The organism is Parvibaculum sp. (assembly GCF_030694575.1).
Taxonomy (GTDB): Bacteria; Pseudomonadota; Alphaproteobacteria; order Parvibaculales; family Parvibaculaceae; genus Parvibaculum.
This window is the reverse complement of the sequence record NZ_JAUYUS010000121.1, coordinates 1-22,415: the sequence shown is the minus strand read 5'-3', so window position 1 is coordinate 22,415 and position 22,415 is coordinate 1. Positions and strand designations below refer to the sequence as shown.

At 64.6% G+C, this 22,415-nt stretch carries 18 protein-coding genes, 1 pseudogene and 1 riboswitch; of the genes and pseudogenes, 9 read left to right on the top strand and 10 right to left on the bottom strand.

Annotated features, from left to right (window positions below; translation table 11 throughout):
- From Q8S60_RS17340 to Q8S60_RS17325, 4 genes and pseudogenes are all read right to left on the bottom strand, one after another.
- Positions 1-141, bottom strand: a pseudogene (locus Q8S60_RS17340) (DUF72 domain-containing protein); the annotation flags it as partial.
- 99 nt (positions 142-240) lie between these two features.
- Positions 241-2,532, bottom strand: a complete 2,292-nt coding sequence (gene metE / locus Q8S60_RS17335; protein ID WP_305276073.1) for a 5-methyltetrahydropteroyltriglutamate--homocysteine S-methyltransferase — start codon at positions 2,530-2,532, stop codon at positions 241-243.
- Between the two features lie 66 nt (positions 2,533-2,598).
- A complete protein-coding gene (locus Q8S60_RS17330; protein WP_305276071.1) occupies positions 2,599-3,396 on the bottom strand; it encodes an acyl-CoA thioesterase in 798 nt (265 codons plus the stop codon).
- Between the two features lie 163 nt (positions 3,397-3,559).
- A riboswitch (cobalamin riboswitch) is annotated at positions 3,560-3,762 on the bottom strand.
- A 29-nt stretch (positions 3,763-3,791) separates the two neighbouring features.
- On the bottom strand, positions 3,792-4,412 hold the full coding sequence (locus Q8S60_RS17325) for a TetR/AcrR family transcriptional regulator (protein ID WP_305276070.1): 621 nt from the start codon (positions 4,410-4,412) through the stop codon (positions 3,792-3,794).
- A gap of 101 nt (positions 4,413-4,513) precedes the next feature.
- Between Q8S60_RS17325 and Q8S60_RS17320 the strand changes: the two genes are divergently transcribed.
- Together Q8S60_RS17320 and Q8S60_RS17315 are read left to right on the top strand one after the other, a co-directional pair.
- Positions 4,514-5,857: an NAD(P)/FAD-dependent oxidoreductase gene (locus Q8S60_RS17320; protein ID WP_305276068.1), complete on the top strand. Its 1,344-nt coding sequence runs from the start codon at positions 4,514-4,516 to the stop codon at positions 5,855-5,857.
- Positions 5,854-6,681, top strand: coding sequence for an SDR family oxidoreductase (locus tag Q8S60_RS17315; RefSeq protein WP_305276067.1), 828 nt, complete (start codon positions 5,854-5,856; stop codon positions 6,679-6,681). The genes Q8S60_RS17320 and Q8S60_RS17315 overlap by 4 nt, the downstream gene beginning before the upstream one ends.
- Here the strand turns inward: Q8S60_RS17315 and Q8S60_RS17310 are convergent.
- Positions 6,664-7,401 (bottom strand): TSUP family transporter, encoded by a 738-nt coding sequence (locus Q8S60_RS17310; protein ID WP_305276065.1) that lies wholly within the window; start codon positions 7,399-7,401, stop codon positions 6,664-6,666. The two genes, Q8S60_RS17315 and Q8S60_RS17310, sit on opposite strands and share 18 nt — an antisense overlap.
- A gap of 101 nt (positions 7,402-7,502) precedes the next feature.
- Here Q8S60_RS17310 and Q8S60_RS17305 point away from each other — a divergent pair, with 101 nt between their 5' ends.
- Positions 7,503-8,429: a LysR substrate-binding domain-containing protein gene (locus Q8S60_RS17305; protein ID WP_305276064.1), complete on the top strand. Its 927-nt coding sequence runs from the start codon at positions 7,503-7,505 to the stop codon at positions 8,427-8,429.
- Between the two features lie 3 nt (positions 8,430-8,432).
- On the opposite strand, the gene hisG is transcribed toward Q8S60_RS17305, so the two are convergent.
- The 3 genes from hisG to hisS all read right to left on the bottom strand — a co-directional run bounded on the left by hisG (position 8,433) and on the right by hisS (position 12,201).
- Positions 8,433-9,410, bottom strand: coding sequence for an ATP phosphoribosyltransferase (gene hisG, locus Q8S60_RS17300; RefSeq protein ID WP_305276062.1), 978 nt, complete (start codon positions 9,408-9,410; stop codon positions 8,433-8,435).
- Complete coding sequence (locus Q8S60_RS17295) at positions 9,407-10,585, bottom strand: ATP phosphoribosyltransferase regulatory subunit (protein ID WP_305668745.1); 1,179 nt, start codon at positions 10,583-10,585, stop codon at positions 9,407-9,409. Before Q8S60_RS17295 ends, hisG begins: the two co-directional genes overlap by 4 nt.
- Before the next feature lie 95 nt (positions 10,586-10,680).
- On the bottom strand, positions 10,681-12,201 hold the full coding sequence (hisS, locus tag Q8S60_RS17290; protein ID WP_305276059.1) for a histidine--tRNA ligase: 1,521 nt from the start codon (positions 12,199-12,201) through the stop codon (positions 10,681-10,683).
- 439 nt (positions 12,202-12,640) lie between these two features.
- Here hisS and Q8S60_RS17285 point away from each other — a divergent pair, with 439 nt between their 5' ends.
- From Q8S60_RS17285 to Q8S60_RS17270, 4 genes are all read left to right on the top strand, one after another.
- Positions 12,641-14,182, top strand: a complete 1,542-nt coding sequence (locus Q8S60_RS17285; protein ID WP_305276057.1) for a histidine kinase dimerization/phospho-acceptor domain-containing protein — start codon at positions 12,641-12,643, stop codon at positions 14,180-14,182.
- Positions 14,183-14,320: 138 nt separating this feature from the next.
- Entirely contained in the window at positions 14,321-15,712 is a 1,392-nt protein-coding gene (locus Q8S60_RS17280; RefSeq protein ID WP_305276056.1) for a cytochrome ubiquinol oxidase subunit I, read from the top strand.
- A gap of 9 nt (positions 15,713-15,721) precedes the next feature.
- Complete coding sequence (gene cydB, locus Q8S60_RS17275) at positions 15,722-16,732, top strand: cytochrome d ubiquinol oxidase subunit II (protein WP_305276055.1); 1,011 nt, start codon at positions 15,722-15,724, stop codon at positions 16,730-16,732.
- Positions 16,725-16,850, top strand: coding sequence for a hypothetical protein (locus tag Q8S60_RS17270; RefSeq protein WP_305276054.1), 126 nt, complete (start codon positions 16,725-16,727; stop codon positions 16,848-16,850). Before cydB ends, Q8S60_RS17270 begins: the two co-directional genes overlap by 8 nt.
- On the opposite strand, the gene Q8S60_RS17265 is transcribed toward Q8S60_RS17270, so the two are convergent.
- Positions 16,847-17,539, bottom strand: coding sequence for an energy transducer TonB (locus tag Q8S60_RS17265; protein ID WP_305276053.1), 693 nt, complete (start codon positions 17,537-17,539; stop codon positions 16,847-16,849). The genes Q8S60_RS17270 and Q8S60_RS17265 overlap by 4 nt on opposite strands.
- 7 nt (positions 17,540-17,546) lie before the next feature.
- The gene (locus Q8S60_RS17260; RefSeq protein WP_305276052.1) at positions 17,547-18,992 is read right to left on the bottom strand and encodes a short-chain fatty acyl-CoA regulator family protein; all 1,446 of its coding nucleotides are present in this window, start codon (positions 18,990-18,992) and stop codon (positions 17,547-17,549) included.
- A gap of 192 nt (positions 18,993-19,184) precedes the next feature.
- Between Q8S60_RS17260 and aceB the strand changes: the two genes are divergently transcribed.
- Complete coding sequence (gene aceB, locus Q8S60_RS17255) at positions 19,185-20,810, top strand: malate synthase A (protein WP_305276051.1); 1,626 nt, start codon at positions 19,185-19,187, stop codon at positions 20,808-20,810.
- 30 nt (positions 20,811-20,840) lie between these two features.
- The gene (gene aceA / locus Q8S60_RS17250; RefSeq protein ID WP_011995506.1) at positions 20,841-22,139 is read left to right on the top strand and encodes an isocitrate lyase; all 1,299 of its coding nucleotides are present in this window, start codon (positions 20,841-20,843) and stop codon (positions 22,137-22,139) included.
- Positions 22,140-22,415: the final 276 nt, after the last annotated feature.

The following is a 22,415-nucleotide window of genomic DNA, read 5'->3' as shown; positions in this document are numbered from 1 at the left end:
GGTGCCGTTGATCTCGATGGTCGAGAGTTTGCTGCTCGCATATTCGAGTTCGCGCTTCTGCGTCAGCCCGTCGGGATAGAAGGTGCCGCGCCACGGCTCGAACACCCAGCCGCCGATCCCCACCCGGATTTTCTTCGCCATGCCAATTCTCTCCGCCGCAATAGCGGCGACTCTAGATAGGCTCAGGCGGGGCTGCAAGCGGATGTCCCCTTCCCGGCTGGCAGGAAGGGGACGCCGCATTCATGCGCCGATGGTGTTTCTCAGTTCCCGCGCCGCTTCGACCATTTCGATGAGTGCCGCTTCCGTTTCCGGCCAGCCCCTCGTTTTCAAGCCGCAATCCGGATTGACCCATATGCGCTCGCTCGGCAGGCGGTCGGCGGCGAGCCGCAGAAGCGACAACATTTCGCTGCGCGCGGGGACGCGTGGCGAATGAATGTCGTAAACACCGGGGCCAATGTCGTTCGGATAGGAAAAGTCGACAAAGGCGTCGAGCAGCTCCATGCGCGATCTGGACGTCTCGATGGAAATCACATCCGCATCGAGGTCGGCAATCGCCTCGATGATGTCGTTGAACTCCGAGTAACACATATGCGTATGGATTTGCGTCTCGTCCCGGACGACACAGACCGAGAGGCGGAAGCATTCGCAGGCCCACCGGAGATAGGCGTCCCATTCGGAGCGATGCAGCGGCAATCCCTCACGCAGCGCCGGTTCGTCGATCTGGATCATGCCGAGGCCCGCCGCTTCGAGATCGTAGACCTCGTCGCGTATCGCCAGCGCGATCTGGCGGCATGTTTCGCTGCGCGGCTGGTCGTCGCGCACGAATGACCATTGCAGGATCGTCACCGGGCCGGTCAACATGCCCTTCACCGGCTTTGCCGTCAGCGATTGGGCATAGCGCGACCATTCGACCGTCATCGGTTCCGGCCTCGACACGTCGCCGAAGATGATCGGCGGCTTCACGCAACGCGAGCCGTAGCTCTGCACCCAGCCGAGCGACGTGAAGGCAAAGCCTTCCAGTTTCTCGCCGAAATATTCAACCATGTCGGTTCGTTCCGGCTCCCCATGCACCAGCACGTCCAGCCCGATCCTCTCCTGCAGGCGGATTGTCTTTTCAATTTCGGCTTTCATGAAGGCGTCATACTGCGCCTCGGTCCAGTCGCCGCGCCGCCGGCTGGCGCGGGCCTTGCGCACATCCGAGGTTTGCGGGAACGAACCGATGGTCGTGGTCGGCAGCTTCGGCAGGCCGAAGCGCTTCTGCTGAATAGCCTGCCGGTCGGCGAAGGGGCGGCCCCGCCGGTCGGCATGGGGGTCGATATCCCGCACCCGCGCGCGAACCGCCGGATTGTGGATACGCGGCGAATTGCGCCGCGCCTCGAACAATGCCGCGTTCTCCGCCAGCTCGCTCGAGATTTCCGCGCGGCCTTCCTTCACGCCCCGCGCCAGCACGGCAAGTTCGCCGAGCTTTTCCTCGGCAAAAGCAAGCCAGCTCTTCAGTTCGGGATCGAGCGATTTTTCGCCGGCGAGGCTGAAGGGCACGTGCAGCAGGGAACATGCGGCCGAGATCATGACGCGCTTGGGTCCGAGCGTCAGCACGGCGCGCTCGGCTAGCGTCAACGCCGCTTCCATATCCGTCCGCCAGATATTGCGTCCGTCGACGAGCCCGAGCGACAGCAGCTTGTCGCGAGGAAGAGCCGAGAGCGCCGCTTCGTATTGGGAGCGTCCCCGCACCATGTCGAGATGGATACCGGCGACGGGCAGCGCCATTGCCGTTTCGAACGACGCTTCCGGCAATGCGCCGAAATAGGTCGCGACCATCAGCTTCAGGGAGGGCACGGCGGCCGACAGAGCCGAATAGGCCGCACGGCATTTTGCAAGGTCGCCGCTGCCGAGTTCAAGCACCAGGCAGGGTTCGTCGATCTGCACCCAATCGGCACCGGCTTCGGCGAGGCGTTTCAGCACGTCTTCGTAGACGGGAAGAAGCCGTCCCATCAGGTCGAGCGGGTCGAAGCCCGCCACGGTCGCCTTGCCGAGCTTCAGGAACGAGAAAGGACCCACGAGAACCGGCCGCGTATGAACGCCAAGTGCCTTCGCCTCGGTGAACTCGTCGACGGCTTTGGTAAAGGCCAGCCGGAAACTCGTCACGGGAGAGAACTCCGGGACGATATAATGGTAGTTCGTGTCGAACCATTTGGTCATTTCCATCGCCGCCACATCGCGCGTGCCGTCCTGTGCGCCGCGCGCCATCGCGAAATAGGTGGCGAGATCGATTTCCGCTCCCGCGCCGAACCGCTCCGGCACGGCACCCGTCATGCAGATCGTGTCGAGTACATGGTCGTAGAGCGTGAAATCGTTCGACGGGATATGGCCGATCCCGTGCTCCTTCTGGAGCCGCCACGAGGCGCGGCGCAGCGATCTTGCCGTGTCGAGAAGCGGCGCTTCCTCGCCGTCGCGCCAGTAGGTTTCGAGGGCTGCCTTCAGCTCGCGATGCGGGCCGACGCGCGGGTAACCGAGAGTACTGGTCAATGTCATGGACAAATCTCCTGTCGTTGCGCCTGACGTGCAGGCAGAAAAAAGAAAATCGGGATGGATTGGGGATCAGGCGGCGCGCGGCGGCACGGCGACGGGCCGTCCGTTCGCACCGATGGCGACCATGACGAAGCGGCCGCGCGCGCTCAGTTCGCGCTCTCCGCTCAGCGCTTCTTCCGCAACGAGTTCGACCTCGACGCAGATGGAGCTTCGCCCCGTCATGACGATGCGGGCGGTGACGTCGGCAAAGGCGCCGACCTTCACGGGCGCGCGGAAGTCGATGCGTTCCGAAGCGGCCATGACCACCGTCTGATGGCAGTGGCGCGTGGCGGCGATGAAGGCAGCCTTCCCCATCATCGCCAGCGCATTGCCGCCAAAGAGAATGTCGCGGTGGTTGGCGGCGTCGGGGAAGACGACTTCGACGAAGCTGGTCAGCCCCGGCTGCGGCGCGGGCGAGGCAACGAGCATGGGCAGCGGCTCGTCGTCATGCTTGCCCTGCGCGACCATCGCGATGGTGCCGGCCACGGCTCTTTCCTGCTCGCCCGTGAGGAGGTTCTCGGCGAGCAGCTCGACGTCGAACACGACGGACGAACGGCCGGTCTTGCGGACCGTCGCCGTCACCTCCGCCAGTTCTCCCGGCAGGACCGGCCGGCCGAACTCGACGCCGTCGAATCCCGCCGTCACCATTTTCCGGCGCGTCAGGCGTGTCGCGGCGATATAGGCGGCGCGGTCCATCAGCGCGAGCGATGCCCCGCCGAACAGCGTGCCGTGATGGTTCGTCTGTTCGGGAAAGACGAGTTCGGCTAACCGGGTAAAGGGAGTGGCAGGCAGGCGCGCGGGTGCGCAGACGGCGAGCAGATCTTCCATGACTGTGTCCTTGCTGGAACCACGGGAAAATCCGTCAGCGGACACGCATGGGAAAATGCAAGCCGCGGCACATGCCACGGCACGATGAAGAGAGGCCGGACGCAATGCCGGCGGTCAGATCCTGTCTGCATCCATTCCTCCAGGGGACACCCCGCCCCATCGGTTCGCGTTGACGGGCAATGGCAGGTCTCCTGGCTCGCAGGTCGCTGTTCTGTCCCAGCCTTCCCGGCCTCCGAAGTGGAGCGCCAGTGGCGTGGTTGGGCAGAACTCTCTGCTTACAGTTGCGGGGGCAGCCCCGGTATTTAACCGGGTTCCCTTTTCATCCTCCGGCTATTCGCCTTCGGAACCATTGCGGGGCGGATGCTAGGCGAGCTTGCCGCAGGTTGCAACCGGCGTCATTTATCGAACAGGCTTTCCAGTTCACGCCGCATGATGAGGCGGTATTCCTCGACAAGGCGGTCGCCTTCTTCCCGGTCGACGGCAATGGCAAGACGCACCGCCGCGCCGCTGAGTTGCATCAGCAGAAAGGACGCTGCCTGCAGGCGGGCGTGTTCGCGCCTCGGCACGAGATGCTTCAGCGCGCTGAAAAAGATACGACCGTTCTCGCGGCTGTCGGCGATGTCCAGTTCCTGTAGCGCCTTGTCGGACTGCGTCGCCGACCAGATGTCACGCGTCACCGGCTCGGTAAGAAAGAGACCGTAATATCCAATCATGATCGCATCGACGCGGGCAAGCGCGTCGGCCGCACTTCCGATGCCGTCGAGATTTTGTTTCAGGGCGTCGCGGACGCGCTCCATGACACGCATGGCGAGCATCCTCAGGATCGCCGCCTTGTCGGGGAAATACTGATAGAGCGAACCGATGGGCACACCTGCCCGTTCGGCGACTTCCGTCATCCGCACGGCATCGCTGCCCGTTTCCGCGATCAGTTCGGTTGCCGCCGTCAGGATGCGCTCGACGCGCTCCCGCGCTCGGGCCTGTGTCGGCTGGCGGCGGCTTCCTGCGGGGTTGGTCATGAGTTCGGCTCCGGCTCACTTTTTCTCTTGCGCGGGAAAATATGAGGGTTTATCACTTATCACAAATGTGAGGATTATTCACTTTATTTCGGGAGCGGGTCATGAGCGAGACCGGACGTGTTTGTGTTGTCGGCGGCGGTCCGGCGGGCCTCAGCCTCGCGCGCACCTTTCTGCGGCACGGCATCCCCTTCGATATCTATGAGCGGCATTCCGATGTCGGCGGACTCTGGGACCAAAGCAATCCCGGTTCGCCGGTTTACGACTCGGCGCATTTCATCTCGTCGAAAACGCAGTCGCACTACCACGACTTTCCGATGCCGGACGACTATCCCGACTATCCCTCCAACAAGCAGATTCACGGCTACATGCAGTTGTTTGCGGATGCCTACGGGCTTCGCGAGCACATCCGGTTCAACACGAACGTGGACAAGACGGAGCTGCGGGCCGACGGCACATGGGACGTCACGCTTTCGACCGGCGAGACGAAGCGCTATGGCTCGCTCGTCTGCGCCAACGGCACCAACTGGCATCCCGCGATGCCGGACTATCCGGGCACGTTCACGGGCGAGACCCGCCATGCCGTCACCTTCCGTTCGATGGACGAGTTCAGGGGCAAGCGCGTGCTCGTGATCGGCGCCGGCAATTCGGGCTGCGACATCGCCTGCGACGCGGCGAAGGGCGCGGATGCCGCCTTCATCAGCCTCAGGCGCGGCTATCACTTCCTGCCGAAGCACCTCTTCGGCATTCCTGCGGATGTCTTCGCGCATGAAGGCCCGCATCTGCCGATGTGGCTGACGCAGCGCGTCTTCGGCGTCATCCTGCGTATCCTCAACGGCGACCTGACGCGGCTCGGATTGCAGAAGCCGGACCACCGCCTGTTCGAAACGCACCCGATCCTCAACACGCAGCTTCTGCACTATCTTTCGCATGGCGACATCAAGGCGAAGCCGGATGTGGCCCGCTTCGAGGGAAAGACGGTTCATTTCAAGGACGGCACGTCGGAGGAGATCGACCTCGTCCTCTGCGCCACCGGCTACACGTGGAAAGTGCCCTATGTCGATCCGGCGCTCTTCTCGTGGAAGGGCAACAAGCCCGACCTCTACATGAACCTTTTCAGCCGCGAGCATCCCTCGCTCTACGCGCTCGGCTTCATGGAAACGAATGGCGGCGCCTACAAGCTCTTCGACGAAATGGCGGACCTCATCGCACGCACGATCATGGCGCGCGCGAAAGGCGACGCGGCGCTCGACGCGCTCATCGCAACCGACCGGCCGGACCTTTCCGGCGGCATCAAGTTCGTCGGTTCGTCCCGCCACGCCACCTATGTCGAGATCGACGCCTACCGCAAGCAGATGACGCGCATCCGCAAACGGTTCGGCTGGCCGGCCCTCGAAGACGGATGCTTCGAGGCGCTGCGGGTCTCGCGCAGGAAGGCGGCGGCGTGAGCGGGCCGCGCAAGGCGCTGGTCACGGGTGCGGGCGGCGGCATCGGCGCCGCGATTTCGCGGGCGCTCGATGCTCGCGGCTACCACCTCATCCTTGTCGACCGCGAGATGGCGCCGCTCGACGCGGTTGCAGCCACTCTCCGCTCCACCCCCGAAAAGATACTCTGCGATCTTTCCTCGCGCGCGGATGTCGAGAGACTTTGCGGCACGGTTGCGAACGCGCATCCCGATCTCGATGTACTCGTCAACAATGCGGGCATCGGCATTCCGGGGCCCGTCGTCGAACTCGGTCAGGATCTGCTCGACGCGCATCTCGAAATAAACCTGCGGGCGCCCGTGCGCCTCATGCGCGCCATCGCGCCGCAGATGATTGCGCGCGGGCACGGCTCCATGGTCGCCACCGTTTCGCTCGGCGGCATCATTTCGCTGAAGGACAGCGCGATCTATTCGGCATCGAAATTCGGATTGCGCGGTTTCCTCGCCGGCTTTCATCAGGAAATGGCGGCGCATGGGGTCCGCGTGTCGGGCGTCTATCCCGCCGCCGTCGACACGCCCATGCTGCACCACGAGGCGCTGCATGGCGGCTCGGTGCTCAATTTCGTCGACCGCGTCATGTCGCCCGAAGACATTGCGAAAGCGACAGTAAAGGCCATCGAAACGGGAAAGCTGGAAGTCTATGCCCCGTGGAGCGCGAGCCTCATGGCGCGGTTCTTCGGCGCATTCCCCTGGATGATACGGCCCATCCTGCCGTTGATGGAGCGGATCGGCGAAAAGGGGCGGTTGAAGTTCATCGCCCGCAAGGGCTTTTCAGCCCAGCAGCATTAGTCCGCGAACGATCAGCACCGCCCCCAGCACATAGAGAATGTACCGGCTCCAGTTCTTGAACTGGCCGTCATTCATGCGGTCGAGCAGCATCTTGCCGAAGGTCGTGCCGAGCATGGCGAGCGGCGCCACCATCACGTAAACCCACCAGGGAATGTCCGCGTCGGGCAGCAGATGCGCGGCGAGCACGCCGAAATAGAGCAGCTTCGTCAGATGCTGCAGCGTCTGCGTCACCGCCTTGGTCGCGACGATCTGGTGGCGCGTCAGCGGGCTCTGCACAAAGAAGATGTCGAGGATGGGCCCGGCGACACCCGCCGTCAGCGTCAGCGCCGTCACCACGAAGCCGCCGCCGATGGCGACCGCGGGCTTCGTTACGTCGAGGCCCCAGCTTTTCGGGATCGAGAAGGCGACGAAGGGAATGGCGCCGAGAACGAGAAAGACCGTCGCCTTGTCCGGCACGAAGCTCACCAGCAAGAAGAGCACCAGCGCCGCAACGCCGCCCGCCATGCTGGTCCCGACGATCGGCCAGACGATATCCCTGCGGTTGATGACGGCGCGGTAGCCGTTCGACACGGCCTGCGTCACACCATGCAGCATCATCGCGGTGCCAACCGAATAGGCCGCCGTGAGAAAGCCCATCAGGATCATGCCGCCCGCCATCCCGAAAATGCCGGATAGCGTCGCCGTCACAAGAACCACAACGGCAAGAACAAGCGTCAACATGGCCGATTTCCCTTATGTGCGTTTGGCGCGCAGATTGATCCTCAAAAATATCCGTTACAAATCAGTTTTTCTCTCTTTCTATGTGATTTATAATCACAAGAATGACAAACCCTCCCGGACCCCGCCGTGACCTTCCCCCGCTGGGCGCCCTCAAGGCCTTCGAGGCCGTGGCGCGGCTGGGCAGCCTCACGGCGGCGGCGGACGAATTGTTCGTCACGCATGGCGCGGTGAGCCGCCATGTTCGCGCGCTTGAAGACTGGGCGGGCGCGAAACTTTTTGACCGCGTCGGCAAGCGTCTCAAGCTGACCGATGCCGGCCGCGCCTATCGCGATGCCGCCGCACTCGCATTTGACGGGATCGCGGCGGCTTCAGCCCGCTTGCGCGAAAGCGCCGGATCGGCTCGCGTGCTTGTCGTCAACGCCCTGCCTACTTTCGCCATGCGCTGGCTGCTGCCGCGCCTCGCACGCTTTCAGCGGCTCGAACCGCAGGTGGAACTGAAACTCGTCACATCGGACGAGGACGTGTCGCGGCTTGCCCATGGCAGCTACCACGTCGCCATTCGCCGCGAGCAGGAACCGTGGCCGGCGAACCTTGTGGGTGCATCCTTTCTCGCCGAGCGGGAAATCCCCGTGGCGTCGCCTTCCCTGCTGGAAAGATTGCCGGTGCGGTCGGCCGCCGATCTCGCCCGCCACACGCTGCTGCACGCGGATACGCGCCCCGGTGCATGGACGCGCTGGCTCGCTGCGGCGGATGCCGGCGAGGTCGAAGCGAGCGCGGGCCGCCAGCACTTCGATCATTTCTATCTGACGCTGCAGGCCGCGAGCGACGGGCTCGGCATCGCTCTCGGGCCGTTGCCGATCATCGGCGACGACATCCGCGCGGGGCGGCTCGTGGCGCCGCTCGCGGCACCCGTTCTTCCGTCCCGTCCCTATTGCTGGCTGACGCCGGAGCCGCTGGCGGGCGACCGCGCGATCGCGGCCTTCTGCACATGGCTCGAGGAAGAAGGCATGATCGAGAACGAAACCTAGGCGTCAGCGCGCCGCCTTCAACCGCGCGACAAGCCGCTCGCGCAGCGGGTTCTTCGCCTCGAACACGTAGTCCGCGCGGGTCGCCGTTACGGTGTCGCGGCCCTTTGCATAGAGGAACGCCACGAGGTCGTAGAGCCGCGCTTGCGGACAATGCGCGATGCGCACGGGCGCGGCGCCGTTGCCGAAGGGCAGCGTCACGCCGAAGCGCGTCTTCAGTTCGTCGAGCAGCGCGGCATCGTCGCCCTCGCCCGCGAAACGGACCTCCACAACCTCCGCCGCGCGCGCCTGCGCCGAGACGCGGTCGAGAATTTCGCCCGCCGCCTTCAATGCAGCGTCGCTCCAGCCCGCACCCAGGCTCGCAACGAGGTTCGCCTGGCTCTTCAGGATCGTGCCGTCGTCGAGGATCTTCAGATTGTTCGCCGCCAGCGTCGCGCCGGTCGAGGTGATGTCGACGATCACCTCCGCCGTGCCCGCCGCCGGTGCGCCTTCGGTCGCGCCGAGGCTTTCGACGATCCGGTAATCGGTCAGGCCGTGCTCGGCGAAGAAGCTCCGCGTCAGGTTGAAATATTTGGTCGCGACGCGCAGCCGCCGTCCGCGCTTCGTGTGGAAGGCGAGCGCCACGTCGTCGAGGTCGGCCATCGTCGCGACATCGATCCAGCTTTGCGGCACGGCAACCACGACATCGGCGTGGCCGAAGCCGAGCGGCAGCAGCAGTTCCACGTCGCGTTCGGGCGCGGAGAGTTTCTCGCGGATCAGGTCTTCGCCCGTCACGCCGAGGTGAATGATGCCCTGCTCCAATTGCCCGGCGATTTCGGATGCCGAGAGAAACGCGATCTCGACATTCGCCACGCCGTCGAGCCGGCCGGTATAGCCGCGCCCTCCGTCCTGCCGGACTTTCAGTCCGGCGCGCGCGAAGAAGGCATTGGCGTTTTCCTGGAGCCGCCCCTTGGAGGGCAGCCCGATGACGAGTTTGCCGCTCATTTGCCGGCCTCCTTCGCCACGGCCGCAAGCAGCCGTTCGATGCCGACCGCACAGCCGACCGCCGGCACGGGTGATGCCGCACCGAGCGCCGAGAGGAGATCGTCATAGCGCCCGCCGCCGCAGATCATCGCGTCGACGCCCAGCGCCGCCACGCGGAACTCGAAGACGAAGCCTGTGTAATAGGCCATGTTGCGGCCGAAGCCGGTGGCGAAATGTGCGTGGGAAAGATCGAGCCCCGCCTTCGCCGTCAGCTCCATGCGCCGCTCGAAGCGTGCAATCGCCGCATCGATGGAGACGCCCGCGCCGCCGGTCAGCGCCCGGATGCGCGCGATGCACTCCTTCGGCGTGCCCGAGACGGCAAGGAAATCCGAAATGAGTTCGGCTGCCGCGCGCGGCACGCTGGACGATGCGAGTTCCGCCTGTTCGAGCAGCCGTTCGGCGACCTCTTCCACCGTGCGGCCGCCGACAGGTGCAATGCCCGCAAGCTTCAGCACATCCTCGATCACATCCTTCGCGCGGTCCTCGTCGAGGCCCGCCAGCGCGGAGATCAGCGCCTGCCTGTCGCCGGTCTCGTCGCCCGCATTGCCCGCCGCCAGCCGCGCCAGCAATTCGCGGAAATAGTCCGGCCGCCAGAAGTGCCGCTTCAGCCGCGAGCGCCAGCCCGGCGGCAGGTCGAGCGCATCCACAAGCGCGTCGAACAGCGCGAGGTCGCCGGTTTCGATTTCATAATTTTTCAGGCCCGCATCGGCGAGCGCGCGCGCGGCGAGCGAGATCACCTCGGCATCCGCCGCTTCGGCGTCCGCCGCGTCGAGACATTCGAGGCCGGCTTGCGTGAACTCGCGAAGCTTCGCCGAACCCTTCTGCTGGTAGCGGTAGACCGCGCCGACGGAGCAGAGTTTTTTCGGGCCGCCCTCGCCTTCGAGATAGAGGCGGCAGACGGGAATGGTCAGTTCCGGCCTGAGGCAGAGCTCCTCGCCCGCCGGATCGGCGAAGACATACATGCGGCGGCGGATATCCTCGCCGGACATGTCGAGGAAAATATCGGCGGGTTGCATGACGGGCGCGGAGACGGGCGCATAGCCCGCCGCCTCGAACCCGGCGCGCACGGCCACCGCCAGCGCCTCGCGGGCGCGGAGGCCTTCTCCGTCCAGTGCTGCCATGGATGTTGACGACATATCGATTGCTTCCCGGCCCCTGGCCGAACCCTTCGGACGGGGCCTTGTCTATCACGGAAATGGTAAATATCGAGAGTGGAGGATGACGGCTTTTTTCAGCCGTGATGGCCCCGGACGCTGCGATGCCGCGCGAGCATCGCCGTCACTTCTTCCACGAGGCGGGCGCGGGGCACGGCCACCTGCGCCGGCTGGCCCTCGCGCCAGGCCGCGTTGTCCTCGATTTCCTTCGACATTTCGCTGCCGAGGATGAGGTCTTTCAGCGTCACTTCGCCCTTCGTCCGCTCGTCCTCGCCTTCGATGACCGCGATGGGGGCGCCGCGCTTGTCGGCATATTTGAGCTGCGCCTTCATGCCGGAGCCGCCGAGATAAAGCTCGGCGCGGATGCCCGCCGCCCGCAGTTCGGACACCATGGCCTGGTATCCGGCCATGTTCGCGGCATCGAGCGTCAGCACGACGACCGGCGCCAGCACGTCTTCCACGTCGAGCTTGCCGAGAAGTTCAAGCGCCGCCTGCAAGCGGCTCACGCCGATCGAGAAGCCGGTCGCGGGCACCTTCACGCCCTTGAAGCGTTCGACGAGCCCGTCATAGCGTCCGCCCGAGCCGACGGAGCCGAAGCGCACCGGGTTGCCCACCTCGTCCTTCACCTCGAAGAGAAGATCGGATTCGAAAACCGGGCCGGTGTAATAGCCGAGCCCGCGCACGATCCACGAGTTGAACTCGATGCGGTCGAGCCCGTAGCCCGCCGCCGTGAACAGCGCGTCCATTTCGGCCAGTTCGTCGAGGCCCTCGCGGCCAATGGCGCTCTCGCCGACGACATTGCGCCAGCCGTCGAGCACGAGCTTGCGGTCGCTCGCGCCTTCGCCGACGCCGGACTCCACATAGTCGACCACGGCGGTGATCTGCGAGGGCGACAGGCCTGCGCCTTTCGTGAAGTCGCCGGACTCGTCCTTGCGGCCCGGTCCGAGCAGCAGTTCCACGCCCTTGCGGCCCAACCGGTCATATTTGTCGATGGCGCGCAGCACCGTCATGTATGTCGTGCTGCCCGGCTCGCCGGCAATGCCGATCCGCTCGAGGAGCCCGTCCAAAACCTTGCGGTTATTCGCACGGATGCGGTAGCTGCCGCGCGGAATGCCCAGCGCCTCCAGGCAGTCGGCGCCCATCATGCACATCTCGGCATCGGCGGCGACGCCCGGCGCGGCCACGGTATCGGCATCGAATTGCGTGAACTGGCGGAAGCGTCCCGGCCCCGGCTTTTCGTTCCGCCACACCGGCCCCGTCTGGTAGCGGCGGAAGGGCTTCGGCAGCGCGTCGTAATTTTCCGCGACATAGCGGGCGAGCGGCGCTGTCAGGTCGTAGCGCAGCGCGAGCCATTGCTCGTCATCGTCCTGAAAGGAAAACACGCCTTCGTTCGGGCGGTCTTCGTCGGGCAGGAACTTGCCGAGTGCGTCGGCATATTCGAAGGCGGAGGTTTCAAGCGGGTCGAAGCCGTAGCGCTCATAGACTTCGCGAATGCGCGCAAGCATGCGCTCTTCCGCCCGGACCATGCCGGCGGACATATCGCGAAGCCCCTTCGGCACGCGCGCCTTGGGGCGGAAACTCTTCTGGCTCTTGTTCATGGGCCTGAATCTCGGGGAAACCGCGCGGGCGCATACCTAGCCCATCGCTCCCCGCCTCACAAGCGCGGGGACCGGTCGGGGACCGCGTCGAATCATTTCCGCCACCGATGCACAACGCCGCTCCGGCAGCCTCCTTTTTCACATTCGCGAGGCGGGTTCCCTCATCAATGGGTGAAATTAATGTTTTCGCTCCAGAATGGTTCATTTCCAGCCAAGTCATTGAAAAACATATTACTTTTCCAGAGGTGAAATTATGGCTTTTGTGTGTCCCAAGCCGCGGGACACAAAATAGCCGATCCCTTTACCTTCTGTTTACTAAAGACGCACATCGTTAACCCACACGGCGCGGCATTTCGTCCGCACGCACTAATATGATTCAGGTTGCGGGCCCTTGGGGGGCGGTAGAACAGGTCAGACCTTGGCACGTCCAGGCATCGCAATGAGTAGTATCTCAAGTCCGACGGGCTCAAACGGCTTCCGTCCGTTGCCCCCGCTCGCGGCGCATGTGGTCAGCGCTTCGCATGAGTTGCGCGAGGAACTGGATGTTCTCTCCACATCGGCGGCGGCCGGACCGATCAGCTTCACTTACTCGCGTCCCGAAGACGGCATCGACCCGCTTCTGGAGCCCGGCATCGACGCACTCATCATCGACATCGGCGACGGCGGCCCCATCGCACTCGGCTTCCTGCGCCGCGTCATCGCGCTCGGCCCGAACGCGCCCGTGGTGGCGGTCGGCGCCGACGATGCGCTGCTGCAGGCCGACGCCATAGAGGCCGGCGCCGAGGATTGCCTTTCCGCCGAACTCGACGCGCCGCGCGCGCTCGGTCTCGCCATCCGCCGCGCCATTGCAAGGCGGACGGTGCGCGAAGACGGACACGACCGCGACCAGGCCCCCGCCGCCGAAACGGGTCCCCATGTCACGCTCGTCCAGGAAACACCCGAAGCCATCGTCATTCTCGACAGCCACGGCGTCGTGCGCTTCGCCAATGGCGCGGCGCAGGACCTGCTCGGCCGCAAGAGCGAGGAGCTTGTCGGCCTCCCGTTCGGCCTTCCGAGCGATCCGGGCGAGCACGACATCACGATCACCCGGCCCGACGGCGACAACCGCTTCGCCGAAATGCGCATCGTCGACACACGCTGGGGCGGCGTTCCGGCGCGCGTCGCCGCGCTCAACGACGTCACCGTCCGGCGCAAGCTCGAAGAGACCATGCAGGCCGTCGAGGCGCGCAGCCAGGAGACGCACAAGCGGAGCCAGAGCTTCTTCTCCAACGTCAATCACGATCTCCGCACGCCGCTGACGCACATCATCGGCTTCTCGGAGATGATGAAGAACGAGCGCCTCGGGCCGATGGGCACCGACCGCTACAAGGAATATGCGAGCGACATCTATTCGAGCGGCACCATGCTGCTCGACATGATCGAGGATCTGCTCGGCATCGCCGAAGCGGAAATGGATCAGATCGACCTCACGGACGAGATCTGCAATCTCGGCCAGCTCGCGGAAATCGCCGTCGCCAGCCAGCGTCAGAACGCGGCCCTCGAAGGCGTGACCATCGAGATTTCCTGCCCTGAGCGGCTACCCGGCCTTCGCGGCGACGCGCGCCGTCTGCGCCAGGGGCTCTTCCGTCTTCTCGCCGAAGCCGTCCACACGGCGCATCGCGGCTCGACCATCCGGCTCAGCGTGCAGGAAGAAGACGGCGGCATCGGCATCACGCTCGACGAGGTGCGCCAGCATTCCGGTGCCCTGATGGAGCAGGATTCGTTCCCCTATATCGAAGGCACCGACGATCCCTTCGTCAGCGCCGAGGACAGCAGCGCGCCGCGCGAGGAGAGCCTCGCCCTGTCCCTCACCCGCAAGGTGATGGAGCTGCATGGCGGCAGGCTCGACATCGTCCGCGCCGAACGCGGCCGGCCGGGCCACAGGCCGGAAACCGGCATGAAAATCGGCGTTCATTTCCCCGCCGCGCGCGTTATCCGCTGACGGATGGTGTGAGTTAAAAGCCCTTCAAATACTGCGGGCGCTTTTGCCGCGTGACGTTTCGTGCCACCCTTGCAGGGCTGCGGGGCTCGCGGAAAGCTGTATGATTTTCATCAGCGCTTTCCTCGACGGAGACGTGTCATGCCGCCTATCGACGCAGAGATACTCGCCCGGCTCCAGTTCGCCTTCACCATCGCCTTTCACATCCTGTTTCCGACGCTGACCATCGGCCTCGGCGGATTTCTCGTCTTCTTCGAGGCGAAGTTCCTGCGCACGGGCGACGAGGTCTGGTACCGGCTCTACCGCTTCTGGGTGAATATCTTCGCGCTCAGTTTCGGCATGGGCGTCGTCTCCGGCATCGTGCTTTCCTACCAGCTCGGCACCAACTGGTCCGAATGGTCGCGCATCACCGGCCCCGTCCTCGGTCCGTTGATCGGCTTCGAGGTGCTCACCGCCTTCTTCCTCGAGGCGGGCTTCCTCGGCATCATGCTGTTCGGCTGGGACAAGGTGGGACCGCGCCTCCACTTCCTCGCCACCTGCCTCGTCGCCGTCGGCACGGCGATTTCCGCGTTCTGGATTCTCGCCGCCAACAGCTGGATGCAGACGCCGCAGGGCGCCACCTTCATCGACGGGCACTTCGTCGTCGATAGCTGGTTCGAGGTCATCTTCAATCCGTCCTTCCCCTACCGCCTGATGCACATGACGATTGCGTCCTATCTCACCACCGCCGTGGTGATAGCGGGCATCTCCGGCTTCTATCTGCTGCGAAACCAGAATGCCGAAATCGCGCGTCCTGCCTTCTCCACCGCCTTCTGGGCGCTGCTCGTGCTCGCGCCGCTGCAGATATTTCTCGGCGACCAGCACGGCCTCAACACGCTCGAGCATCAGCCGATGAAGGTCGCGGCGATGGAAGGCAACTGGGAGACGCGGTCCCACGCGCCCTTCCACATCTTCGCGATCCCGGATCGGAAGGCGCAGACCAATCACCTCGAACTTTCCATTCCCTGGGGTTCGAGCCTCATCCTGAAGCACAGTCCGTCGGGCGTCGTGCCGGGGCTCAACGAAGTGCCGATCGAAGACCAGCCGCCCGTCGGCGTCGTCTTCTGGTCCTTCCGCATCATGCTTGCGATAGGCTTTCTCTTTCTTGCCCTCGGGCTCTGGGGCGCCTGGTCGCGGTATCGCGGAAACCTCTTCGAGGACCGCTGGCTCCAGCGTTTCGCCCTCGTCATGACGCCCGCCGGCTTCGTCGCCACGTTGGCCGGCTGGTTCGTCACCGAGGTCGGCCGCCAGCCCTGGACGGTCTATGGCATGGTGCGGACGTCGGAGAGCGTGTCGCCCACCGTTACCGCCGAGGCAGTCGCGACGACGCTCGTCCTTTTCCTCATCGTCTATGGCGGGCTCTTCGGCGCCTATCTCTATTACCTCGTGAAACTGGTCCGCAAAGGGCCGAACCCGCTTTCCGTCGGCGAAGAGGGCGAGCGGCCGGAGGCGATACGCGGTGCAAGGCCCGGCCTCGTCATTCCGGCGGAATAGGAGATCGTCATGGAAACTCTCGCCATCGTTTCTGCCGGCGTCATCGCCTTCGCGATCCTCATGTATGTGGTGCTCGACGGCTTCGACCTCGGCATCGGCATTCTCTTTCCCTTCGCGCCGGACGAGGATGCGCGCCACGCGATGATCAATTCCGTCGCGCCCGTCTGGGACGGCAACGAGACCTGGCTGGTGCTGGGCGGCGGCGGTCTTCTCGTCTTCTTCCCCACCGCCTATTCCATCGTGCTGCCCGCCTTCTACATCCCCGTCATGGCGATGCTCTTTGCACTGATCTTTCGCGGGGTCACCTTCGAGTTCCGTCACTCCGCGCATACGAGCGTTCATCTCTGGAACCGCTCGTTCTTTTACGGCTCGCTGGTCGCCGCCTTCATGCAGGGCGTGCTTCTCGGTGCGCTGGTGCAGGGCGTCAATGTCGAGGGCGTGCGCTATGCGGGCGGCATGTTCGACTGGCTGACGCCCTTCTCGATCCTCACGGGCATCGGCGTCGTCGCCGGTTATGGGCTCCTCGGCGCGACATGGACGATCTACAAGACGGCCGGCAAGGTGCAGGACTGGGCCCGCGGCGCCGCTGTCGTGCTCGGCGGCGGCACGCTGGTCGCCATGACCGCCGTCAGCGTGATGACGCCGCTGCTCCGCCCCGCCATTGCCGAGCGCTGGTTCGGCGGGCTCAATCTCCTCTATCTCTCGCCGGTTCCCTTCCTCACCCTCGCGCTCGCGATTTTTCTCTTCTGGTCGATCTTCACGAAGCGCGAACTGGCGCCGTTCCTTTCCTCCGTCGGACTTTTCATCCTGGGGTTCTTCGGCATCGCGGTCAGTCTCTATCCGAACATCATCCCGCCGTCGGTGACGGTGTGGGACGTGGTCGCACCGCGCTCAAGCATCGTTTTCGCGCTGATCGGCGTCGCCGTGGTGCTGCCGATGGTGCTCCTCTACACCGTCTACGCCTACAGCGTCTTCCACGGCAAGGCGAGCGAGCATGGCGGCTATGCCGAGCATGACTGACGGCGGAAAGAGAAGCGGCACCGGCCGCAAGCTTCTCTGGTTTGCCGGCATCTGGCTCGCGGGTGTGGCGGCTCTCGCCGCCTTCGCCTTCGGCGCCCGCGCGCTGCTGGGGCTCTAGCGTTCCAGCTGGAAGCGCACGGGGATCGTCAGTTCCAGATCGTCGCCCTCGAGTTCCGGCGGAAACGGCGGCAGCGGCGATGCGCGCTCGATCATCGCTTCGATTTCGCGATCGAGGATCGCCGAGCCCGCGCTCTCATCCAGCCGGTGCCAGAGCACACTGCCGTCGCGCGCGACGCGGAAGCGCAGCGTGCCGGTGCCCTCGATGCCGCGCCGTCTTGCGGCGGAAGGATATTGCTTGTGGCGCGCCAGCCAGTCGCCGACGCTCGCCAGATAATCCGCCTCCATCGTCGCCGTGCCGATGCCGGCCGCGGCCGCGCCGGTCTTCGCCATGCCGCCGGTACCCGCCGTCTCGCTCGCGCTTGTCTCGGGCGTCGCTTCGTCGGCGGCTTCAGGTTCCGTCACGGGTTTCGCAGGCGCGGCGCGCATCACCGGCGTCGGTATCTTCTCGACGACGGGCTTCTCCGGCTCCTTCACCACCTCCGCCGGCGTTTCCTGCTTCGGTCCCTCGCTGAACGCCGACAGCCTGATCGTCAGCGCGCTCGCGCCCGCCTCTACCGCCGGCTCGGGACGGAACGCGATCCACGCCACGGCCGTGGCGGCAAGCGCGGCATGCAGCAGCAGCGACGCGCCTATTGCCATAGCGAGCGCGCGCGGCGGAAGTTCGGCTATCGGCGCGTCGTCCCGCATCGCCCTCTCACGCGCTCCGCACCGGCACGCCGAAGGGCGAGATGCCACGCACATGGTCTTCCACCGTCAGCCGGTGCTTCAGCGGCGGGAAGGCGCGCTGCGAGCAATCGAGCCTTTCGCACAAGCGGCAATTGACGCCGATGGGCATGGCGCCGCGCTCGTCGTCGAGATCGAAGCCCTGGCTGTAGACGATCTTGCGGGCATGGGCGATTTCGCAGCCGAGCCCCACCACATACTGGTCGCCCGGCACGCCGATGCCGGAGCCCGCGCGGCTCACCGTACGCGCGATCGAGAAATAGCGCGTGCCGTCTTCCATCTGCACGACCTGCGTATAGACCTGGCCGGGCACGCGGAAGGCGTCATGCACATTCCAGCGCGGGCAGGTGCCGCCGAAGCGCGCGAAGTGAAAGCCCGCCGCCGAAAAGCGTTTCGAGACATTGCCCGCATTGTCGACGCGGATCAGGAAGAAGGGGATGCCGCGCGCGCCGGGCCGTTGCAATGTCGTCAGGCGATGGCAGACCTGCTCGAAGCTGGTGCCGAAGCGCCGCCCGAGCAGGCGGATGTCGTAGCGCGTCGCCTCCGCCGTCTTCTGGAACGCCGAATAGGGCATCAGCAGCGCGGCGGCGAAATAATTCGCCAGCGCCACGCGGCAAAGCCGCTGCGCCTCGTCGCTTTCGAGGCCCGACGCTTCCACGATGTCCTCCATCGTGCGCGACTGTTCGAAATAGCCGAGCTGATAGGCGAGCTGGAACGAGCGTCCCGGCTGGTCCAGTAGTTCCGACAGGAAGATCGTCTGGCGGTGGCGGTCGTAGCGGCGGAGTTCATGCGGCATCAGATCGGCGGGCGCGACGCGCGTCGAAACGCCGTGGAGGTCGCGCAGCGCCGTCCGGAGCGCCACGTAAGGCTCGTCCGAGCCGATACCCGCCTTCGCATAGAGCCGCTCCGCCGCATCGTCGAGTTCGGGAAAGTGATTGTTGCGGCTGTTGATGAAGTCGCGCACCTCTTCCAGCGGCAGGCCGGGCGCTTCCGTGCCGTCGCTCAGGTCGCGGTCGGCGAGCCGCTCCGCCAGCATCGAGCCGCTCACCGCGCTCTCCTGATAGGCGCGGTAGAGATTGCTGATCGCGTCCGCCGCGGCGGGGCTTGCCGCCGCGATCTCGCGGAGATCCTGCACGGTGAGGCCGGCATCGCGGAACAGCGGATCGGCGAAGACCTCCTTCAGCGTCGTCAGCGCCTGCGCTTCCTCGTCGCCGCCCAGCGATTTCAGTTCCACGTCGTAGGTTTCGGCGAGCTTCAGCAGCACCTGCACCGAGACGGGCCGCTGGTCGCGTTCGATCAGGTTGAGATAACTCGCCGAAATGCCGAGATCGGCCGCCATCCGCGCCTGGGTCAGCCCGCGTTCGCGCCGGAGCCGCCTAACGCGCGGGCCCGCAAAGACTTTCTTGTCCGAAGCCATGTCTCGATCTCCCGGTTTCCCGGCACTTTAATTTACAGGATTTACATATTCAACAGAATCGCACAGGAATCTTGTGAAGTTCTTTACTTCAATAATTTCAATGACTTAGGAAATATTGGACAAGCCTGTGTCGAGCCTGTATGACCTCGCGCAAAAGAACCCCACAATTTCTGTTCACGGAGGCGGGCGAGCATGAGCAAGGCAGCAGCCACGAATATTGCCGACGGCATCGTTGTGAAGGGCGCCATGAAGCCGGGCTATGAGCGCGTGCTGACGGCGGAGGCGCTGGCCTTCGCCGCGGAGCTTGAGCGCAAGTTCGGCGAGCGCCGCCGCGAACTCCTCGCCGCCCGCGCCGAGCGCCAGAAGAAGTTCGATGCCGGCGAGCTGCCCGACTTCCTGCCCGAGACGAAGTCGATCCGCGAAGGCGACTGGAAGGTCGCGCCGATCCCGAAGGATCTGCTCGACCGCCGCGTCGAGATCACCGGTCCCGTCGACAACCGCAAGATGGTCATCAACGCGCTCAACTCCGGCGCGCAGTCCTACATGACCGATTTCGAGGACGCCGCCGCGCCGACCTGGGACAACATGATCGGCGGGCAGATCAACATGATCGCCTACTGGGACAAGGAAATCGGCTTCACCGACGAGACGAACGGCAAGCGCTACGACGTGATCGCGAAGCCCGCGACGCTGATCGTCCGTCCGCGCGGCTGGCATCTGGAAGAAGCCCATGTCGAGATCGACGGCCGGCCGATGTCCGGCAGCCTGTTCGATTTCGCGCTCTACTTCTTCCACAACGCCAAGCGCCAGATCGCGTCCGGCTCCGGCCCCTATTTCTATCTGCCCAAGATGGAGAGCCACAAGGAAGCCCGCCTCTGGAACGACGTCTTCGTCCATGCGCAGAAGAAGCTCGGCATCCCGAACGGCACGATCAAGGTCACCGTTCTCATCGAGACGCTGCCCGCCGCCTTCGAGATGCACGAAATCCTCTACGAGCTGAAGGACCACATCGCCGGCCTCAATTGCGGCCGCTGGGACTACATCTTCAGCTACATCAAGCGGCTCGGCAAAAACCCGAACTTCATCCTGCCGGACCGCGCGCAGGTCGTAATGGGCGATGCCTTCCTCAATGCCTATTCGCTGCTGCTGGTGAAGACCTGCCACGAGCGCGGCGCCTTCGCGATGGGCGGCATGGCCGCGCAGATCCCCGTGAAGGGCGACGAGGCGGCGAACGAAGCTGCCTTCAATAAAGTCCGCGCCGACAAGGAACGCGAGGCCACCAACGGCCATGACGGCACCTGGGTCGCCCATCCCGATCTCGTGAAGGTCGCGATGGAGATCTTCGGCAAGCTCGAAGGCCCGAACCAGCTCGCCCGCCAGCGCCAGGACGTGAATGTCGGCCAGAAGGAATTGCTGCAGCCCCACAAGGGCGAACGCACCGAGCACGGCATGCGCGAATGCTGCCGCGTCGGCGTGCAGTATATCGAGGCGTGGATCGGCGGCCGTGGCGCTGTGCCGCTCTACAACCTCATGGAAGACGCCGCCACCGCCGAGATCAGCCGCACGCAGATCTGGCAGTGGATCTATCACGGCGCCACGCTTTCCGACGGCCGCAAGGTCACGCCGGAACTCTTCCGCGACGTGCTGGAAGACGAAATGAAAACCTTGCGCGAAACGCTCGGCGAGACGCGCTGGAATGAAGGTCACTTCGAGCAGGCAATCGGCCTCTTCTCAGAGATGACCACGGCCCGGGAATGCGAGGAGTTCCTGACGCTGCCTGCCTACCGCCTCATTCTCGAAAACGAAAACCGCCCCTGAATCCATCCTGACCCCGTTGAGGACAGTCCCATGAGCAAGAAGACCTTTTACGATCTCGTCCCCGGAGCGCCCAAGGGCCGCTTCGACAATGTGAAGCGCAACTACAGCGTCGAAGACGTGGAGAAGCTGCGCGGCTCCTTCCCCATCGAGTACACGCTCGCCACGCGCGGCGCGAACAAGCTCTGGGAACTCCTGCACACGACCGACTATGTGCATTCGCTGGGCGCCCTTTCCGGCAACCAGGCCATGCAGATGGCGCGTGCGGGCCTGAAGGCGATCTACCTCTCAGGCTGGCAGGTTGCCGCCGACGCGAACACGGCCGGTGCGATGTATCCCGACCAGTCGCTCTACCCCGCGAATGCCGGTCCGGAACTCGCGAAGAAGATCAACCGCGCCCTGAAGCGTGCGGACGAGATCGAGCATTCGGAAGGCGGCGCCAAGCGCGACTGGTTCCTGCCGATCGTCGCCGACGCGGAAGCCGGTTTCGGCGGCCCGCTCAACTGCTTCGAAATCATGAAGGCCTATATCGAAGCGGGCGCCGCCGGCGTCCACTACGAAGACCAGCTCGCGTCGGAAAAGAAGTGCGGCCATCTCGGCGGCAAGGTTCTGATCCCGAGCCGCGCGCATGAGCGCAACCTCAACGCCGCGCGCCTCGCCGCCGACGTTTCCGGCACGCCGACGCTCATCATGGCGCGTACCGACGCCGAATCCGCGAACCTCATCACGTCCGACATCGACGAGCGCGATCACGAGTTCATCGATTTCGAAAAGGGCCGCACCATCGAAGGCTTCTACCGCCTGAAGCCGGGCACGGGCGTCGATCATTGCATCAAGCGCGGCCTCTCCTTCGCGCCTTATGCCGACCTGCTGTGGTGGGAAACCTCCAAGCCGAACCTCGACGACGCGAAGCGTTTCGCCGAGGCCATCCGCAAGGAATATCCGGACCAGCTCCTCGCCTATAACTGCTCGCCCTCCTTCAACTGGGAAGCGAACCTCGACAAGGCGACCATCGCGAAGTTCCAGAAGGAAATCGCGGCGATGGGCTACAAGTACCAGTTCGTCACGCTGGCCGGTTTCCACCAGCTCAACCACGGCATGTTCGAACTCGCGTCCGGTTACCGCGACCGCGGCATGGCAGCCTATTCCGAACTGCAGCAGGCCGAGTTCGCCTCGGAGTCGAAGGGCTACACGGCGACCCGCCACCAGCGCGAAGTCGGCACGGGCTATTTCGACATGGTCTCCATCGCGGCGGCCGGCGGCGAAAGCTCCACCACGGCGCTCGGCGACTCGACCGAAGCCGACCAGTTCAAGAAGGCCGGCGCCCACTAAGCCCTTCCTTCTACGGACGAAACGACCAAAGCCGCCGGGGCAACCCGGCGGCTTTTTTGTTTGTCACAGAACAAAAGATCGTCATTGCGAGCGAAGCGAAGAAATTCAGAAGCGGCACACGCCGAATTTGCCGCCTCTGGATTGCTTCGTCGCTATCGCTCCTCGCAATGACGAGACGGTATGGACTATTTTTCAGTCCACCACCTGCGCCACCATCTCCGGCTCCCGCCGGATCACCTTGAAGTAGGCGATGATGGCGCTATCGGGTTTCGAGCG

Excerpts from the sequence above, each read along its gene's own strand:
- Q8S60_RS17330 (WP_305276071.1), bottom strand. The coding sequence starts at position 3,396 with ATGGAAGATCTGCTCGCCGTCTGCGCACCCGCGCGCCTGCCTGCCACT.
- Q8S60_RS17295 (WP_305668745.1), bottom strand. The coding sequence starts at position 10,585 with ATGTCGTCAACATCCATGGCAGCACTGGACGGAGAAGGCCTCCGCGCC.
- Q8S60_RS17265 (WP_305276053.1), bottom strand. The coding sequence starts at position 17,539 with ATGCGGGACGACGCGCCGATAGCCGAACTTCCGCCGCGCGCGCTCGCT.
- Q8S60_RS17320 (WP_305276068.1), top strand. The coding sequence starts at position 4,514 with ATGAGCGAGACCGGACGTGTTTGTGTTGTCGGCGGCGGTCCGGCGGGC.
- Q8S60_RS17285 (WP_305276057.1), top strand. The coding sequence starts at position 12,641 with ATGAGTAGTATCTCAAGTCCGACGGGCTCAAACGGCTTCCGTCCGTTG.
- Q8S60_RS17325 (WP_305276070.1), bottom strand. The coding sequence starts at position 4,412 with ATGACCAACCCCGCAGGAAGCCGCCGCCAGCCGACACAGGCCCGAGCG.
- aceB (WP_305276051.1), top strand. The coding sequence starts at position 19,185 with ATGAGCAAGGCAGCAGCCACGAATATTGCCGACGGCATCGTTGTGAAG.
- Q8S60_RS17260 (WP_305276052.1), bottom strand. The coding sequence starts at position 18,992 with ATGGCTTCGGACAAGAAAGTCTTTGCGGGCCCGCGCGTTAGGCGGCTC.
- Q8S60_RS17270 (WP_305276054.1), top strand. The coding sequence starts at position 16,725 with ATGACTGACGGCGGAAAGAGAAGCGGCACCGGCCGCAAGCTTCTCTGG.
- metE (WP_305276073.1), bottom strand. The coding sequence starts at position 2,532 with ATGACATTGACCAGTACTCTCGGTTACCCGCGCGTCGGCCCGCATCGC.
- Q8S60_RS17280 (WP_305276056.1), top strand. The coding sequence starts at position 14,321 with ATGCCGCCTATCGACGCAGAGATACTCGCCCGGCTCCAGTTCGCCTTC.
- hisS (WP_305276059.1), bottom strand. The coding sequence starts at position 12,201 with ATGAACAAGAGCCAGAAGAGTTTCCGCCCCAAGGCGCGCGTGCCGAAG.
- aceA (WP_011995506.1), top strand. The coding sequence starts at position 20,841 with ATGAGCAAGAAGACCTTTTACGATCTCGTCCCCGGAGCGCCCAAGGGC.
- Q8S60_RS17310 (WP_305276065.1), bottom strand. The coding sequence starts at position 7,401 with ATGTTGACGCTTGTTCTTGCCGTTGTGGTTCTTGTGACGGCGACGCTA.
- cydB (WP_305276055.1), top strand. The coding sequence starts at position 15,722 with ATGGAAACTCTCGCCATCGTTTCTGCCGGCGTCATCGCCTTCGCGATC.
- Q8S60_RS17305 (WP_305276064.1), top strand. The coding sequence starts at position 7,503 with ATGACAAACCCTCCCGGACCCCGCCGTGACCTTCCCCCGCTGGGCGCC.
- hisG (WP_305276062.1), bottom strand. The coding sequence starts at position 9,410 with ATGAGCGGCAAACTCGTCATCGGGCTGCCCTCCAAGGGGCGGCTCCAG.